This is a genomic window from Pseudomonas avellanae BPIC 631, from assembly GCF_000444135.1.
Taxonomy (GTDB): domain Bacteria; phylum Pseudomonadota; class Gammaproteobacteria; order Pseudomonadales; family Pseudomonadaceae; genus Aquipseudomonas; species Aquipseudomonas avellanae.
In genome coordinates this window covers 42,498-60,044 of sequence record NZ_ATDK01000257.1, presented here as the reverse complement: position 1 = coordinate 60,044, position 17,547 = coordinate 42,498, and the positions used below count along the sequence as shown (strand labels likewise).

At 59.5% G+C, this 17,547-nt stretch carries 14 protein-coding genes and 1 pseudogene; 11 read left to right on the top strand and 4 right to left on the bottom strand.

The window, feature by feature from the left end:
• Positions 1–113: 113 nt before the first annotated feature.
• From DW49_RS0115065 to DW49_RS0115050, 4 genes are all read left to right on the top strand, one after another.
• Positions 114–422: an antibiotic biosynthesis monooxygenase gene (locus DW49_RS0115065; RefSeq protein ID WP_044424842.1), complete on the top strand. Its 309-nt coding sequence runs from the start codon at positions 114–116 to the stop codon at positions 420–422.
• 80 nt (positions 423–502) lie between these two features.
• On the top strand, positions 503–1,474 hold the full coding sequence (locus DW49_RS0115060) for an NAD(P)H-dependent flavin oxidoreductase (protein ID WP_005618658.1): 972 nt from the start codon (positions 503–505) through the stop codon (positions 1,472–1,474).
• An 86-nt stretch (positions 1,475–1,560) separates the two neighbouring features.
• The gene (locus DW49_RS0115055; RefSeq protein ID WP_005618654.1) at positions 1,561–2,340 is read left to right on the top strand and encodes a hypothetical protein; all 780 of its coding nucleotides are present in this window, start codon (positions 1,561–1,563) and stop codon (positions 2,338–2,340) included.
• On the top strand, positions 2,337–3,209 hold the full coding sequence (locus tag DW49_RS0115050) for a DUF6282 family protein (RefSeq protein ID WP_005618652.1): 873 nt from the start codon (positions 2,337–2,339) through the stop codon (positions 3,207–3,209). Before DW49_RS0115055 ends, DW49_RS0115050 begins: the two co-directional genes overlap by 4 nt.
• Positions 3,210–3,264: 55 nt before the next feature.
• On the opposite strand, the gene DW49_RS0115045 is transcribed toward DW49_RS0115050, so the two are convergent.
• The 3 genes and pseudogenes from DW49_RS0115045 to DW49_RS0115035 all read right to left on the bottom strand — a co-directional run bounded on the left by DW49_RS0115045 (position 3,265) and on the right by DW49_RS0115035 (position 7,039).
• Positions 3,265–4,476 carry an LLM class flavin-dependent oxidoreductase gene (locus DW49_RS0115045; RefSeq protein WP_024420386.1) on the bottom strand — a complete coding sequence of 404 codons (1,212 nt, stop codon included), beginning with the start codon at positions 4,474–4,476 and terminating at the stop codon, positions 3,265–3,267.
• Positions 4,477–4,551: 75 nt separating this feature from the next.
• A pseudogene (locus DW49_RS01000000128405) lies at positions 4,552–5,486 on the bottom strand (LLM class oxidoreductase).
• A complete protein-coding gene (locus tag DW49_RS0115035; protein WP_005618647.1) occupies positions 5,483–7,039 on the bottom strand; it encodes an MFS transporter in 1,557 nt (518 codons plus the stop codon). The pseudogene DW49_RS01000000128405 and the gene DW49_RS0115035 overlap by 4 nt, the downstream one beginning before the upstream one ends.
• A gap of 160 nt (positions 7,040–7,199) precedes the next feature.
• Here DW49_RS0115035 and DW49_RS0115030 point away from each other — a divergent pair, with 160 nt between their 5' ends.
• The gene (locus DW49_RS0115030) at positions 7,200–8,114 is read left to right on the top strand and encodes a LysR family transcriptional regulator (protein WP_005618646.1); all 915 of its coding nucleotides are present in this window, start codon (positions 7,200–7,202) and stop codon (positions 8,112–8,114) included.
• Between the two features lie 195 nt (positions 8,115–8,309).
• On the opposite strand, the gene DW49_RS0115025 is transcribed toward DW49_RS0115030, so the two are convergent.
• Positions 8,310–9,626 (bottom strand): GAF domain-containing hybrid sensor histidine kinase/response regulator, encoded by a 1,317-nt coding sequence (locus DW49_RS0115025; RefSeq protein ID WP_005618644.1) that lies wholly within the window; start codon positions 9,624–9,626, stop codon positions 8,310–8,312.
• Between the two features lie 487 nt (positions 9,627–10,113).
• Here DW49_RS0115025 and DW49_RS0115020 point away from each other — a divergent pair, with 487 nt between their 5' ends.
• From DW49_RS0115020 to DW49_RS0114995, 6 genes are all read left to right on the top strand, one after another.
• Positions 10,114–11,721 carry a M10 family metallopeptidase gene (locus DW49_RS0115020; RefSeq protein WP_005618642.1) on the top strand — a complete coding sequence of 536 codons (1,608 nt, stop codon included), beginning with the start codon at positions 10,114–10,116 and terminating at the stop codon, positions 11,719–11,721.
• A gap of 321 nt (positions 11,722–12,042) precedes the next feature.
• Positions 12,043–13,446, top strand: a complete 1,404-nt coding sequence (locus tag DW49_RS0115015; protein WP_024419959.1) for an amidase — start codon at positions 12,043–12,045, stop codon at positions 13,444–13,446.
• Positions 13,447–13,514: 68 nt separating this feature from the next.
• Entirely contained in the window at positions 13,515–14,273 is a 759-nt protein-coding gene (locus DW49_RS0115010; RefSeq protein WP_024419960.1) for a DeoR/GlpR family DNA-binding transcription regulator, read from the top strand.
• Entirely contained in the window at positions 14,251–15,531 is a 1,281-nt protein-coding gene (locus DW49_RS0115005; protein ID WP_005618637.1) for a M20 family metallo-hydrolase, read from the top strand. The genes DW49_RS0115010 and DW49_RS0115005 overlap by 23 nt, the downstream gene beginning before the upstream one ends.
• A gap of 9 nt (positions 15,532–15,540) precedes the next feature.
• Positions 15,541–16,494, top strand: coding sequence for an aminoglycoside phosphotransferase family protein (locus tag DW49_RS0115000; RefSeq protein WP_005618635.1), 954 nt, complete (start codon positions 15,541–15,543; stop codon positions 16,492–16,494).
• Positions 16,491–17,426, top strand: a complete 936-nt coding sequence (locus DW49_RS0114995; protein WP_005618634.1) for a choline kinase family protein — start codon at positions 16,491–16,493, stop codon at positions 17,424–17,426. The genes DW49_RS0115000 and DW49_RS0114995 overlap by 4 nt, the downstream gene beginning before the upstream one ends.
• The last annotated feature ends 121 nt before the right edge of the window (positions 17,427–17,547 follow it).

Genomic DNA, 17,547 nt, shown 5'->3' with positions numbered 1-17,547 from the left:
TGGCCAAACTGGATCGTGATGCGTTCTTCAATGCTGAGTTCATGATATGACATAGGTTCACCGTACCGGATTGGTCAGGTGTTGCGCTCAGTTTTTGCCGCCGCCCTGTCTATCTGGTCAACGTTGTCCACGTAAACGAGAACTTTCAGGACGCCGCCATTGAAATTCTTGAAGAGACCGTCAATTACGTCGCGCGTACGTACAGCGCTTTCAAGTGGAGCCGGCTGATGAAAAGTACCGACGGCAAGACGGTTATCAACCAAGCGCAATGGAGCGATCGCAGTCAGTTTGAATCGCTGTTCACCGATAACGAGTTCTTGTCACGGTATTCGCGCCTGAAAGAAATCGGCACCTGGGAGTACCACCTCTACAGCGTGGCCGAATACATCACCCCGGCAACGGCCTTGCAAAAAGTAGCCTGACCCGCCTGCTGTTCGGGAGTGTGGTGGTTATCGCCATGCTCTTGGCACAGCTACTCGCGTTTATAAAAAAGGATGACGTTATGACCGTACTCAATACGGCAATGACTGCGCTGCTGGGGATCGACTGCCCCCTGGCGTTGGCGCCCATGGGCGGCGCGTCGGGCGGGCGTCTGGCAGCGGCGGTTTCCAGAGCCGGTGGGCTTGGACTGGTGGGCGCCAGCTATGGTGATCCTCAGTGGATGGCACGTGAGCTTGAGTTGATGCGCGACGTCACGCAGCCCTGGGGCGTGGGCCTGGTGATGTTTACGGTGGCCCGGCGTTTTGAATTGCTCGATCTGGCGCTGGAATATGGCCCTGATGTGGTCGCGTTATCGTTTGGCGATGTGCGTCCTTTCATCAAACCCATTCAACGGGCCAATGCCAGGGTCATTGTCCAGGTGCACGATGTCGATCAGGCGCACTACGCGCTGGACGCCGGTGCTGACGCCTTGATCGTGCAGGGGGCCGAAGCCGGTGGGCACAGTTTGCATCGCTCGTCATTGCCACTGTTCCCGGCGGTCCGCGATGCCGTGGGAGATGCCGTGGTGCTCATCGGTGCTGGCGGGATTGCCGACGGTCGTGGCATGGCTGCCGCATTGGCACTGGGCATGGATGGCGTGATGATGGGAACGCGGTTTCTGGCCTCCGAGGAGGCCTTGCCGTCAGCGCGGGTAAAGCAGCGTGTGGTGCAGGCGGTGGCGAGCGATACGGTCAGGACCCGTTTGTTTGATCAGGTGCGCGGCATCGAGTGGCCCGAAGGCTACAGGGGCAGGGCGATTGGCAACGACTTCTCGGCGGCCTGGGTCGGTGAGGAGCAGGCATTTGCGGCGTCGGTTGATCGGCGGCATGCCGAGTACGAGACGGCGATGGCGGCCGATGACGTCAGTATCAAGGCCATCTGGGCCGGTGAAGTTGCAGACCTGATCAAGGACATACAACCCGCGCAACTGATTATGGAATCAACCTTGCGCGGTTATGCCGACAGCATCGAGCGTCTTCGGGCCTTTCGTTAAAGGGGGACCATTCTTCAAGTGATAAGGATCGTCGATCAGACCCGCTTGCCTGAGTGGGTCTTTTATTTATTGCAGGAGCAAACACCATGAGTTGCCACATCACGCACCAGACCTTCGGTCACGGGCAAGCCCGGGCATTTGTGTTGTCACCGGTCATGCCGGTGTGGGATCAAGGCGCGTTCGCCGGGCCGCTGATCGATCATTTCATCCGCTCCGGTCATCAGGTGACGGTGTTCGACTCCCTGTCACTGCCTGCCGTGCCAGACGAGTGCTTCAGCGGCTTTGCCGAGCGCTGGGCCGATGCCCTCGAGCCCTGGGGCGTACCGGATGTGCTGGTCGGCGTCGCCTTGGGCGGTGCGCTGGCGCAGGCGTTGGCCGGTAGTTCGTTTCTGTCTGTGACCCCTGCCTTGCTGTTGCTTTCTTCCCCGTCAAAAGCCGACGCATTGCTGGATGCAAGGCTTGGGCGCATGGCGGACCTGGCCGAACAGGGTCACGTCAGGCAGGCTAAACGCTTGCTTGATGAGCTGGTCTTGCCCGAAGGCCAGGCACACGCTGAACAAGACCGGTTCGACACTGACAATGATGTGCTGCTGGCACCTCAGGGTCAGCGTCTGGTGCGTGGTTTTCGACTGCTCGACGGAGTGAATGTCAGTGAGCGTCTTTGCGACTATGAGGGGCGTGTGCTGAGCGTATTTGGTGGCAAATCACAGCTGGTCGGCGCCGATCATGTGCTGCGCACCGAGGGGAGAAATCAGCGTTCGTTGTGCGTAATTGATGGCGGCATGCGCCCACTGACCGATGATTTGAGGCGCGTGCTGGAAGGCATCGACACGTTCCTGATCCTGGTGCCGGAGCTGGCGAAATGACTACGCCCGTTGATGAGCCAGGCACAAGCACGCGCTTTATCGACGTGCATTATCACGCCAACCCGGATGCCTTCATTCGCCGTCACGGCGCAATGGAAGCCGGCCGGTGCTACGCAAAGGCGCAGGGCAGGGTGGTGCTGAAGAACCATCTGGGCTGCACGGCTGCTCAGGCATGGGAGGCCCGTCAGGAGGGTTTTCCTGTCAGTGGGTCGCTGGTGCTCAACGAGATAGCCGGAGGCGTTGACCACCGGGTTGTGGAGCGCAGTCTGTGCCTGCGCGGCGACGAATCAGAGCGGTTCATCGTCCATTTCCCGACGGTCACCGGCAGGAAACATACCAGCACGCTGGTCCGCAGCCCGAGCCATCCGATCTTGCAGAACAAGCCGATCCAGCCCGCGCGGGTGACGTCGCAAAGCGGGCGGCTTACCCCTCAGGCGCTGGATATTCTGAAAATGGCCTGTGACTACCCGTTGGTCATTTCGACAGGTCACGCCGACGCGCATGAAGTCAGGCTGTTGGTGGACGAAGCGATTCGCATCGGGGTACCACGGCTGATGCTCAATCAGCCGGCTAACCCGCTCACCGGCTTGAAGGCCGAGGACTTGGCGGCGTGGGGGCGCGAGCCGAATATCTTCATCGAGCAGACGGCGCTCACCTACTTGTTGGGCTATCAGGATAAGCAGGACTTCAGCGCAGTGTTGAGCGAGGTTGCCAATGTGGTGTACAGCTCTGATCTGGGGCAGACCAGTCAGGTTGATGTGTCGCAGTGGCTGTCATTGAGCGACGGTTGGTTCGAGGCATTTGGCCTCAGCGAAGCGCGCCGGGTAGACGTGACACTTTCAAATCCCCGGCGCATGTTGGCTGTTTGACTGGCTACTCAGTAAAGCTCCCCGGATCCGGATCCGGCCCCGGGGAGTTTTTTTATCAGGCTGTTTCTTCTGCGCCTGATGTGACCGCGACCGGGGAGGCGAGCGTTTCTACCGCGCGCGTTTCGCGCAGGCCAGCCACCTCCATCAACGGCAATGTCTGTGCGACGAAGTCCTTGATACCCTGATGGTAATCGAGCCAGGTCAGTGCAATTCCGTCGATACCCCAGTCGGCGTATTTCTGCAGCAGTTCCACGATCTGTTGCGGCGTGCCCACCAGCGGTACACCGGCAAAACCTGCCTTGAAGTGAAAGCGGAAACGTTCAGCGTCTTCTGGCGTGAATATGCCCGTCTGGATACCCAATTCGCGGGTAATGATGTCGCACCCTTCATCATCGCCCAGTTGAGTGGCGTAATAATCGAGATAGGCATCGGCTTCTGCCTGGGTGTTTTTTTGCACCACGTAGCCGTAACACCAGATTTTTATATCCCGCCCGAACTCAAGCTTGGCGACGTCCTTGTAAGACGCGATCTGCTGACGCACCGCGTCTTCGCCGTCCAGATGTTTGATGATCAGAAAAGCAGCGTCGCAGTGTTCTGCACAGAATCGTTTACCGCGCGGCGAGCCACCTGCGTTGATCAAATAAGGCTTGTTGAGCGGACGGGGTTGCGAAATGGCGCCGCAAATATTGAAATAAGCGCCTTTGAAGTCGAATGGTGTTTGCTGTTCCCAGGCACTTTTTGCGATGTGCAGCCATTCTTCGGCGTAGTCATAACGTTGATCGTGCTCCAGCATGTGCCCGTTGAACATGCGCATCTCGGCGCCATACCAGCCGCAGAGGATATTGAGCCCGAAGCGACCGCTGCTGATATGGTCGATCGTCACCGCCTGCTTGGCGGCGAAGAGCGGGTGTACCGTAGGCAGATGCGAGGTGGTAAACACTGCGATCTGATCGGTTAATGCTGCAATGCCGGCGGCCCAGGTGTAGGTTTCAAAACAGATGCCGCCGGTGTTGTTCTCGCCGCCAAAACCTTTCCAGCGGCCTACCGGTATAAATGCCTCAAAGCCTGCACTGTCTGCCATTTTGGCTATTTCCAGATTGCCCGCCCAATCGTCTCCACGCAGGCGTTCTGGCGCATTGGTGACTGTGCAGCCTCCTTCCGTGTTGGTGGAAAAAACACCGAGCTGCATCTTGTTGCGGCTGCTACGCATGGGATTGGTTTTTATCGGGTAATTTTTTTCAGCACGCATGGTGACCTCCCCGGTCATTTTTTATGGAGTTCTTCCCTGTTTCTGCCACGAAGCACACCGCGATAGTCAACGTGGAGTCAGACAGTACTGCGTTCAGACCGGATTACCCCGGCGTGTAGGAAAATACGGCAATACGTACTCTTCCAGCTCCTGTAACACCTCCTTGGCGGGGCGCTTCAGAGGTTTCAGGTTCAACGCTACATGCGAGACGCCTTCTTCTCGTTGGCGCTCCCACAACCTGATGAGCGCGTTTCGCCCGGTGCTGATGCCGCGCCCAACGGTCATGGGGGCATCCTTGTTGTCGTCCAGATCAAAAAATGTCGCATAACCGTAGGGTTTGAAGCGTTTCTGCACGTTGGATTCACGCCAGTGGTCGATGACCTCAGGCAATGTATTGAAGCCGCTCTGGTGCCATATCCAGCCGTCCATGTGGTTTGCCAGCCACTTTATATCCTGGCCACAGCGACCGACTGCCAGCATCGGCAGTCGTCCGCTCCAGGGTTTGGGCAGAAGATCCAGCTCACCGTTCAATTGCCCGTAGTGCTGCGTGGTCAACAGGGGAAAAGAGTGTTCTGTCACTGCGCGTAGAATCTCGACGCATTCTCTGAAACGTGCGGCTCGTGTATCGAAATCCTGCCCGAACGCCGGATACTCAATGGGTCTGTCACCGGTAGACAGCCCCAGCAAAAAGCGTCCCTTGAGCAACACGTCCAGGCTGCAGGCCTGTTTGGCCACGGTCAGCGGATGACGCAGTGTCATGACGATGCCTGCAGTTCCGATACATATTCGCTGGGTGACACCCGCCAGCAGCCCGGCGTACACGAAAGGGTCAAAGATCTGCCCGGCGTCGCCGAAAGCCGGGTCGAGCATGGGCACGTCGCGTAGCCACAGGGCGGCGGCACTGCCGAGTTTGGATAACCCTCCAGCGGCGTAATCAGGCCAAAGGTAAGATGGCCGGGTGCGAACACCTTCGAAAACGCCGAGTGCGCCCCCGATTTGTGCAGGTTGAGTGACTTGTCCTGGTTCATTTGGTTTGCCCCGTCAGACCGGAAGAATCCTGCGGCAGTTCTTCGTGGGCATGCACACGACCCAGCAGCGTGAAAACCGCTGCGGCGGTCAGCACGCTGGCGACACTGAGGATGAACAGCAGGTTGCGAAAGGCCGTGGCGTAATGCTGATGCAGCAGGTCTGACTGGCCGGGGAGGGCATCAATCGCACTTTGCAGATCGCCCAGCGCCGCGCGATTGGCCGCCTCGGTCAAGACTTCTGGCGCCGTGCCATTCAGCGCGCCGAACAAACTCCATTGAATGAACGTCGCGAGTAGCGCGCCGGCCAGCGCGATGGCGATGCCATCAGCTGAAACACGCACCGCATTGAAAATGCCGGTCGCCATGCCAGCCCGTTCCTTTTCCACGACACTGACCGCCATGCCATCCATCAAGCCCCAGGGCAGGCCAATGCCGATACCAATCAACGCCATCGGCAGCAGGGCCATGCGGGTTGCACCGCTGTCCAGCACCAGTGCCAGCCAGGCCAGGCCCGCTGCCACCAGCACTAACCCCACGCCCGACAGCACGCCGGAGGTGAAGCGCCGCGCCAAGTGCGCCGCAAGCATCGGCACAATCAGCAACGGCGCGGCGAGCGCGGTCATCATCTGCCCCGCTTCGAGGGCGCTGAGGCCATCGATGCCGATGAACCTGGCCGGCAGCATGATGATCAGGATCACGAAGAAAAATGCCGGGCTGGCGGCGAGAATCTGCACGCCGGCAAAACGCGGGCTCTTGAACAGCGACAGGTCCAGCATCGGTCGGGCGGTACTACGTTCGACCACGATGAAAATCCATAACAGCACGATTGAGCCGATAATGCCGCCCCAGACCTGCGGATGAGCCCAGCCGTCTTCCGGGGCAAGCAGGATGGCGTAGGTGAAGAGGGTCAGTGCGGCGGTGAAGCTGATCGCGCCCGGCCAGTCCATACCTTGGGCGTCCGGGTCTCGGGATTCGGTCGCGCTGAACAGCACCAGTACAAAGCCGAGTGCGCCGATGAGTGCGGTGGCCAGAAATGACCATTCCCAGCCTGCCGAATCCACCAGCGCACCGGCCGCCAGAGGGCCGAACGCCAGGCCGATGCCGAACGTAGTGCCCAGCAGGCTGAATACCCGGGTACGATCAGCGCCATGAAAACTCTGCGCAAGCGACGACATGGCCCCGGCAAACGCTGCGGCGCCACCCAGACCCTGAATCAGGCGCAGTACATCGATCTGCACAACGGATGACGCTGCCGGAATGGCACTGGTGGACACTACGAATATTACCAGGCCGATCAGCCATATCCGCTTTCTGCCATAGATGTCGGTCAGGCTTCCGGCCGCCATCATGGCGCTGCCGTACGTGAGGATGTAAGCGTTGATGACCCAAGTCAGCTCGACGGCCGACCCGCCCAGCGCCTGGTTGATCGACGGCAAGACCACTGCGGGGCCGGTGAAGCACAAAGGGATGAGGATCCCGGTCAGGCAGGCGGCAAACAACTGTCCCCACCGTCTGGCTTTGGACGACGCCTGAACGTGGTTTGCTGAAGTCATGTGCAATTTCCCTGTGAGACGTGCGCGATTTTTCGGCGCTGCACGCAGTTATCCAAGGGCACTTGCCCTGCGGGGAGATTAGGGGTTGCGCCTGCAAACAAAAACAGTGCTTATGTTCCGAACGTTCAGGACATGGCTGTCCGTAATAATGGAGTAGGCAATGGAATCGCTCGGCAGCATTGCTCTGTTTGTGCTGGTCACGGAGACACGAAGTTTTACCCTGGCGGGCAAGCGGCTGGGTATTTCTTCATCGGGTGTGGGCAAGAGTATCGGTCGTCTGGAGGAGAGCCTGGGCGTACGGCTTTTTCATCGCAATACGCGCAGCATTGCCTTGACGCTCGAGGGTTCGATATTTCTTGATCGCTGCAGGCGCATTCTGTCAGAGCTGGACGCCGCGCAGTTGGAGCTGAGCAACGCCCGAGACCTGCCAAAAGGCAGGCTGCGTATCAGCGTGCCATTGGTGTTCGGGCTGGTGATGCCGGTCGTTATCCAGTTCATGCGCACGTATCCCGACATCGAACTGGACATCGACTTCTCAGACCGTATGGTCGACATCATCGACGAAGGATTTGACGTTGTATTGCGCACCGGAGAGCCGAGTGATTCCAGGCTCATGTCAAAAAGAATGGGCAGTTTTCAGCTGTGCGTTGTTGGCTCGCCGGACTATTTTGCCCGGCATGGATTGCCTGAGCAGCCTGCCGATCTGGTGAATCACGCCTGTTTGCAGCACAAGTTTCCCTCTTCCGGAAAGTTTGAACACTGGCCGCTGCGTCGTGAGGCCGGGTCCGAGGATTTCGAGTTGCCGCAGACCATGGTGTGCAATACCACCGAAGTGCTTGTCGAGGTTGCGCGAGCAGGCCTGGGCATTACCTGCTTGCCGGATTTCATGTTGGCCTCTGCCATCCGCAAAGGTGAACTGGTACCGATATTGGCTGACTACACCCTGCACACCGGGAGCTTCAGATTGTTCTGGCCATCGAGCAAGCATCTTTCCGTGCGTTTGCGGGTGTTTATCGATTTTATGCACGCGAATTTATTTGCGCCTGCGAGGGTTGGTCAGGAGGGCCGATCTTAAGGAAGGCCGTGGGAAAGGGCCGATGCACCGGATGGCGTCGATTGGGAGTGCATTTCGTGACGCTGCGCGTCACAGATTTGTGCCGCGCATTCAGGATCGGACGCAGAGCGTCCAGAACGGCATGCCGACGCAGAGCGTCGCACGATAGTTGAGATTATCCCGCGAGGAATGCCGTGGGTGGCGCATCACCGCGAGCTATCCCTGGGCCGCATTCGGCACATTGATCTGGCCGAGTATGCGCAAATAGAGATGCAGCGTTGTACCGCCCCCCGGGAGTGTTTCCACGCGTACGCCGCCGCCTGCGCCCACCGCAAACTCTTGTACCTGAGCCAGCCCCGTACCTGTTACCTGGCCGGAATTTTTGCTGGTGAAGAAAGGGTCGAATATCTGCTCTTGAATGTCAGCAGTCATGCCCGGGCCGTCGTCAGCCACGCTGAGCACCAGATAATCACCATCCTGAAGACGCGGATCCTCTTCGACCGACTCCAGGCGGGTGGCGATGTGGGCCTTGCCCGGCCCCGACATGGCATCACGGGCACTGGTCAGAAGGCTCAACACTGCGGTGTGCAACTGTGCTTCGACACACAAAACGCCCCAGCCCCGTGCGCGCAGGTCGAACGACAGTTCCAGTTGATCGGCTGCCGAGCGCTGCAGCAGGTCTCGGGCGGCATCAAGTTTTTCACTGACATCGATGCAGATCAGTTCCGGACCGTCCTGGCTGACGCTGCTCAGCAAGCGGGTAACCAGTTTGCGGCCGTGTTCCACGGCTTGCAGGCCAGCATCGCTGAACGTCTCGACGTCTGACGGCCGCCGCGCGCGCATGCGGGTAAGTTGCAGGCTGGCGCTCAGCGCTTGCAGCAGGTTGTTGAAGTCGTGGGCAATGCTGGCTGTGAGCATGCCCAGCGACGACATTCGCTGCGAGTCGCGCAGGTTCTGTTCAGTGCTCTGGCCTTGACGCTGCGCATTGTCGAGTTCCAGCGCCAGTTGCGCAGCCTGTTGATCACGTTGTTCTGTGAGCAGGCGATATTGCATCAAGGCGGCGGTCTGTCGCGCCAGTGCCAGCAGTGCAAGGCGCTGCTGCTCGGTCAGGACTCGCGGCCAGATATCGATCACACACACGGTGCCCAGCGCATGGCCGGAATCGTTGCGAATCGGCGCGCCTGCATAGAACCGGATGTAAGGAGGGCCGAGCACCAGCGGGCTCTCCTTGAAGCGAGGGTCAGTGGTGGCATCTTCCACCACCAGCACATCGGAAGGCTCCAGGATGGCGTGCGCACAGAATGCCAGATCGCGGTGGGTTTCTCTGACGTCCAGGCCGATGCAGGCCTTGAACCACTGGCGCTCCCGGTCAACCAGCGAAACCAGGGCGATAGGCGCATCGCACAGCGTGGTGGCGAGCAGCACGATATCGTCGAAGTCTTGCTCGGGAGCGCTGTCCAGTATCTTCAGGTGCTCAAGCGACAGGACTCGATCTTCCTCGCTGGCGGGAAGTGGCGCAGGGTGGTGGGTCATGGGGGCGCACCGCGATCAGGTAAAAATAAGGTCTTATGATGCCTATGATTCGTAGAGGGCAGCAAGGTGCATAACGCATAAATAAACACGCGCAAGCGGGGCTCTAACCCTGCGCGCCTTGCGGACCCTGAACCGTTTGAAAGGTGGGCAGTCGACGCAGTAGTGCCGCGTACATCAATGACAGCGATCCGGCCTGCGCAAGTTCCGCAGGCCGCCCGGATGATCATCCGGCGCTTTCGTACCCCGGTCCTTGAATACTGCTTTAACGGCGTGCGTTTAAAATGATGGGCGCAATAACAATTGAAGTACGCCTGTAATAAGAAGTTCGAGGGCGTTTATTTTGTGCAGCGTCGCACAGGAATAGCTTAGTTGTAACCTATTGCGTCCAAATTGTGCCTGTTATGTAATAAACTGTCCGACGATCTTTACTGCCCTGTAAGGGTCTTTGGTCAATCACTAACGTCCGTACTCTTCTGGAGCAATGCCGATGCCCGGCCCTAACGATTCAAGCCCTGCCGAACTTTTGCCCGAGGGATCTGCCGACGATCGAGTCACCAGCCTGTTGTGGGGACCTTTCTGGCTAGGCGATGCGACCGGTACCCACCTGACTTACAGCTTTCATACCGCAGACTCGGTCTACGCCACCGATTACAGCCGCTCTCAGGAACCCGGCGATGCCTATTCATTGACCGATGCCCAGGCGGCTGCCGCGAGAAGCGCGCTGGGTGCGTGGAGCGCAGTGGCGGACATTACGTTCACTGAAGTAAAAGATACGCCCGACAATGTCGGAGACATCCGTTTCGGCGGTTTCCAGGGCCTGCAAAGCCTTGAGTACGGTCAGGCCTATGCGCCCGGCACGCTCGGCAGATCCGGTGATGTCTGGATCGGGCCTAAAGTCAATGCTGCGGATCCCGCGAAAGGTACTGATGATTACCTGACGTTCATGCACGAAACGGGTCATGCGCTCGGCTTGAAGCATTCGTTTGAAGGCACGCAGTACAACGATGTCCTGCTTGACGCCAAATTCGAAGACGCCCGCTACACCATCATGAGCTACACCAACAACTACAGCTTCATGCCCACCACGCCGATGTTGCTCGATGTAGCGGCCATGCAATTCATCTACGGTGCCAATAACAGCTATCACACCGGCAATGACGTTTATAAGTGGGCGCCCGATCAATCGGTGTTCGAGACCATCTGGGACGCGGGCGGCAAGGACACGATCGATGCCAGCAATCAGGCGTCGTTCGTCAAGATCAACCTTAACGAGGGTGAGTTCAGCACCATCGGCAAGGCTTTTCTGGATTACAACGATAACCCTGATGCCCCGACGCTGATGAACTCCGGGCTGGCGATTGCTTATGGCGCGCACATTGAAAACGCCATTGGTTCCGCCTTCAACGACACGCTGATCGGCAACGATCTGGCGAACGTACTGGATGGCCGTGGCGGTCTGGATATCATGATCGGCGGCCTGGGTAACGATACCTACGTCATTGATCAGGCAGACGAGCTGGCACTGGTTCAGGAAAAGGCCAACGAAGGCGTCGACACGCTCAAGATCACCTACGACAACACGTCGGCAACTGCTGCGGTGATCGATCTGAACGCAGGCCCCCTGGCCAACTTTGAAAATGTCCACCTCAAAGGCGAGGGCGAGTTCACACTGTTGGGCAATGATCGCAACAACACCCTGACCGGTAACGACGCGAACAACGTGATCTTTGGCGGCGCTGGCAATGACAAGCTGGTGGGCGGCCTGGGCGCAGATATCATGACGGGCGGCACCGGTGCTGACCGTTTTGTGTTCAACGACCTGGCAGAGATCGGCAAAGGCGCGGCCAGCGATATCATCACAGACTTCAACAGCCAGCAGGGCGACAAGCTCTGCTTCCTGAAGATGGATGCCAACGTGGACACCAAAGCCCTTGATGCTTTCAGCTTCATTGGCAGCGGCGAGTTCACCGGGGCTGGCCAACTGCGCTTTGCCGACCACGTGCTGTCTGGCAACGTCAATGGCGATCTGCATGCTGATTTTCAGATTCAGCTGGTAGGCGTCACAGAGTCCCATGCCACCGACCTGGCGGTCTGATCGCTTGGTTTGAGTGACTGAGCTGCACCACAGAGACAGCGCCAGACAGTGGCGCTGTTTTTGGTTTACAGGCCATCGAGCATCTCGCCTTTTGCTGCTTTCACTGCGCACCGCAATTGGGCGTTGTACGGTTTTGACCGTTTTTCAGCACTGCGACGGTGCTGTTACAAAATTTAAAACCACAAATTCAAAATATCCAACAAAACCCACTTGACTCGTCAGGGGCAGCTGACTGTAATGCACTGGCAGTCGTTCACGCCGGGCTTTTCGCCTGAGCTTTTCGCAGAGGTATCTACATTGATTGAGCCAACGCCGTCGTCCATGCCCACCGTGATTGGAGCTGCCGCACTGGTCAGCAAGGGGTGCATGACGCCGATACGTCTGACCGAGCTGTGCCTTTCAATCATTAAAACCCACAATCCCACACTCAACGCGTTTGGTGATGTCTACGCCGAAGCCGCGCTCGAGCAAGCCTGGACCATGACCGCAGAGCTGCAGCGCGGCAAGCCTCGTGGGCCTTTGCATGGCATTCCTTTTGGTATCAAGGACCTGTTTTCGACAGCCGGGTTGCGCACTACACGCGGCTCGTTGACCGCACTGGACGCCGTGCCCGCGCAAGACGCGCCGATCATCCGGCGTCTCAAGAGTGCTGGCGCTATTATTCTGGGCAAGACCGCAACCACTGAATTTGGCTGGACCGGCGCCAGTACCTCGCGGGTCTTTGGTAACGGCCGTAACCCATGGGACCCGACGCTGACCAGCGGCGGTTCCAGCTCCGGTTCGGCGATTGCCGTGGCAGCGCGCATGGTCCCTGCGACGTTGGGGTCCGACGGTGGCGGCTCGGTGCGCATACCGGGATCGTTCTGCGGCGCGTTTGCCCTCAAGGGTACGTTGGGACGTATCCCGACCTGGCCTTGGTCGGCCACCGAGATGCTCAGCCATGCCGGGCCGATCACCCGAACTGTGCGCGACAGTGCATTGCTGTTCGATGTTCTTTCGGGGCCTGACCCGCTGGATCATCAGGCGTTGCCCGCGCCCGACGAGTCCTTTCTGGCTCGTTGCGACCAGCCGCTGAAGCCGCTGCGTATCGGCTATTGTCCGACCTTGTTCGACACCCCGGTCGACCCGCAAATCGCGGCGGCAGTCGAAGCAGCGGTGGCCACTATCGCCAGGTCGCTGCCGGTCACGGTAAGCACCCTGACACTCGACTGGCAGGACCCGCTGGCGACGTTCGAGACGTTGTGGGTCGCAGGCCGTGGCATCGCTTACGGCAAAGCGCTTGAGCAACAGCTGGATCAACTCGATCCGGGCTTTGCCGAACTGATCCGGCACTCGGCGCGCTACGGCCTGGGTGATTATCTGCAGGCAATGCAGCAGCGCGCGGCCTTTGCCAATCAGGTGAACGCGCTGTTTGAAGATTACGACCTGCTGATCATGCCCACGCTGCCCATTCTGCCGTTTGCAGCCGATGACGTAGCGCCTGCTGGCTACGCCGGGCAGGACAGCGCGTTGCCGTGGGCGCGCTGGACGCCGTTTACCTATCCTTTCAACATTTCCGGCAACCCGGCCGCCAACCTGCCGTGCGGCTGGAGCACTGAAGGGCTGCCCATCGGCCTGCAAGTTGTGGGGCCACGTTTTGCCGATGCTCATGTGCTGCAATTCTGTGCCGCTGTGGAAGCCATAGCGCCGTGGGATCAGCGTCTGCCGCCGATGTTGGGGCAGTAAACATGACGCTCGCCGATGCTGCGCGGCAGCCGACCGGAGGCTTTACTTTGCAACGGAATGTCCCCCCTATGCTCAATCAGCCACGACTGGACGAAATCATGCGCCTGCTCGCTCAGCAGCAGCGGGTCAAGGCGTCGGACCTGGCGCAACTGTTGTTCGTGTCCGAAGAAACCATCCGCCGTGACTTCAAGCACCTGGAGGAAGAGGGCAGGCTGCGGCGTATTCACGGCGGCGCAATTCTGCCCCGGTCCAGCGAAGAACTGCCCTTGCAGGAGCGCAGTCGGCTCAAGCCGCGGGCCAAGGCGGGTATTGCTACCTGCGCGGCGCAACTGGTCACCGAGGGCATGGCGATCTTTCTCGACACGGGCACTTCGACGCTGGCGCTGGCCCAGCAACTGACCCGTTTCAGCCAGTTGAAGATCATTACCAATTCGCTGGACATCGCCCAGTTGATATCGCACCAGAGCGACAATCAGGTGCTGGTTGCACCCGGCGATGTGCGGCGTACCGACAATGCCTTGATCGGGCCGCACACCCTGGATTTCGCCCGGCAGTTTCATTACGACATCGCGTTCATGGGCATCGGCGGTATAGACCTGGACCTCGGCCTGATGGATTACCAGGAGCCCGAAGCCATGCTGCGCAGGACGCTGGTCAGGCACTGCACGCGCAGCGTCGTGCTGGCCGACGACGGCAAGTTCGGCCACCGCACGTTCATCAATACCTTGCCGTTTGCGGCGATTACTACGCTGGTCACCAATCGCCCGTTATCCGACGAATTCGCCACACGTTTGGAGAAAGATCATGTCGATACCCTCTATCCCTGAGCTGATCGAGCCGAGCGCCGCTGATCTGGCGGCGTTTGAAGCACTGTTTCGGCAAAGCTCTGCCATTGGCGCGACATCGGCCGGCGGCCTGCATCGGCTGTCTGCCTCGGCTGAAGATGGTCAGGTACGCGACCTATTTCGTGGCTGGCTTGAACAGCACGGCTTTGAAGTGCGCGTTGATGCGATCGGCAATCTGTTCGGCCTGATGACCTTTGACCCTGACGCGCCCTACCTGCTGTGCGGCTCACACCTGGACAGCCAGCCGAGCGCGGGGCGCTTTGACGGTGTTTACGGTGTGCTTGCAGGTGCCGTCGCGGTGTCCAGCCTGGCGCGGCAGATGCGCGAGCGCGGTGAAATCCCGGCCTGCAACCTGGCGGTGGTCAACTGGACCAACGAGGAGGGCGCACGTTTTCAGCCGAGTCTGATCGGCAGCGGTGTATTTACCGGTGCGTTGGCGCTGGAGGCCGCCTGGGACAGTCGCGACGGGGACGGCATCCGCCTTCAGGACGCCCTGCAGGCCATCGGCTATCTGGGCAGTGATCAGTTCGATCTGGCCATTGCCGGGTACGTCGAAATTCACGTCGAGCAGGGCTCTGGTCTGGAAGCCAGCCAGACCGCCATCGGCGTGGTGCGCGAAACCTGGGCGGCACTCAAGCGCCGGGTACGCTTCGATGGCGAGCAGAATCATACCGGCCCAACGCCCATGGCCGCCCGCCGCGATGCGTTGCTGGCGGCTGCGCACACGATCATTGCGGTGCGCGAAGAAGCCGGGCTGCACGGCCTGCAGATGCACACCTCGGTCGGGCGTATCGAGGTTTACCCCAACTCGCCCAATGTGGTGCCCTCCAGAGTGTCGCTGCTGATCGAATACCGCTCCCGCGACGTCGAGCTGCTAAGGGTGGCGGCAGAGCGCCTGGATGCGAGCCTGCATGACATCGCCGACAAGACCATGACCGGTTTTGAAGTGGAAAGCAGCGTACTGCGAGCACCTGCCAGGCTCAATGACCGGTTTGCGGCACTGGCACACGCCGTAGGCACCGAGCTGGGCTTGTCGACCACCGACAGCATGACCGTCGCCGGCCACGATGCGATCAGCCTGAACCGCCATTATCCGGTGTGCCTGCTGTTCATCCCCAGCAGCAATGGCGTTTCTCACAACGAAGCCGAATACACCAGCGATCAGGACATGCGCAACGGTTTGCGCATGCTGACCGGGCTGCTGTATCGCGCGTGTGTCTCATCTGTTGCGTTTCGCTGAGGGCTGACCATGTCATATGCACAAAGCCTGAACACACGCCTGCTTGGCGCGTTGGCGAGTTACGGATTCGACGCAGCGCCGCACGTCGAGCCCGTCACGCAGGGCGTGGCATCGCCGTCGCGGCTGTCCACCGAGTGGGCAGGTTTTCGGGTGATCGGTGCCAATGGCAACTGCTATGTAAAAGTCCTGCAGGCCGATATGGCGCAACTGATTGATGTCGAGCAGGCGGCGCAGGCCAGCGAATGCGCGGGCCGCAGTGGTGCAGCCCCGCGTTTGCTCGGTGCAGACCAGACCCACGGCGTGTTGATTTTTGAAGACCTGGGGCCTCAATGGCGCACCGCGCGGCTTGATGACCTGCTCGCACCGGGTCGGCTGGACGCGCTGTGGGCACTCAAACGCCAGGTGCACGCCGGGCCTGCGCCGGACTTCACCCGCTCACCGATGACGGATATCGAGCGCCTTCGCGCACTGTGCAAGCGCGATGGCGTTGCGCTGCCCGCCGAGCACCAATGGATCGACCGCTGCGTCGACATGGTCTGGCAGGCCTTGCAAAAACGTCAGCTTCGGTCCGTGCCGGTGCACGGTGATGGCGTGGCCAGCAACGTGATGGTGTCCGGCGACGGTCAGTTACGCCTGGTGGATTTTGACTACGGCGGCTGCATGGACCCGTGGTACGACGTGGCGATTACCCTCAATGAGCTTTATTCGTTCGAGAGCGAGTGGCGCGCCGGTATCAGCGCTTGGGCGGGCCAGTGCCTTGAAATCGACTACGCCGTCTGCCGGCTGTATGCGCTGATCAATGACTGGTACTGGACGTTGTGGGGGTTCTGGAGCGGCAGCACCTCTGCCAGGCAACTGGAGTTCTCCAAGGTCGGGCAATGGACGTTGCTGCGCTGTCGGCAATGTGTTCAGGACCCACGGCTGGAAGGCTGGATGCGTCAGATTCAGGAGGGTAGAGCATGAAAATATTAGGGCAATCCACCAGCACCCAGGAGCGCCAGCTGGAAGCCGCCGTGCGCAGTATCGACAGCTGGCAGGGCCGACGTGTCGGTTACGCACCGGTCAGCGGCGGGATCTCCAACACCAACTGGCGGGTCGAGGTCGAAGGGGCCGACACGGCGTATTTCTTCAAGGTGCCGGGCGCGGGTACGGAAATGTTCATTGATCGCCACACCGCTCACGAAGCCAGCGTGAAAGCGGCGCAAACCGGCTACGGCGCGCCAGTGTTCGCGTTTCTCGAAGCATTTGGTGTCGAGGTGTTCGAGTTCATGGAAGGCTGGCGAGCGTCGTCCAACCATGACTTTCTGCAACGCGACATACGTCATGGCGCTTTGCATGGGCTCAAGGCTTTTAACGATCAACCCCTGCTGAAACAGACCAAGACGGTCTTCGACATGATCGCCGAACACCAGGGCCAGGTTGCGGAACTCAAGGGCCTCAAACCCCAGGACGACAGCTGGCTGTGCTTGCAGTATCAGCGCGCCAAAGCGGCCCTTGAAGCGTCCGGAATCGATCTGGCACCGTGCATGAACGACACGCTGGCGGGCAACTTCATGCTCAACGCCGAGCGCCAGATTCGCTTGGTGGATTTCGAGTACGCCTCCAACAACGATCGCCATTACGAGCTGGCGTTGTGGTTTGGCGAAATGTTTTTCAGCGACGACATGGAGCTGGCGCTGATCGAGGACTACTTCGGCCAGGTGAGTGCGCAAACCGTGGCGCGTATCAAGCTGAACAAGGCGCTGGCCGACCTCAAATGGTCGACATGGGCGATGGTTCAGCATGCGGTCTCGCAACTGGACTTCGATTTCTACAAATACGGCACCTGGAAACACATGCGTGCGCGCAGCATCATCAATGATTCGCAATGGGAAACCTGGCTGCGACAGGCGTAACCCGCCAGGCCCACGCTGCAACCCACAACAAGAAAATAGCGGATTACCGCATGCTCCTTTTACTGCTTGAGTTCTATCCGGTCACTTATCAATAGCCAGATCCTGAAATTCAAGGAGCACT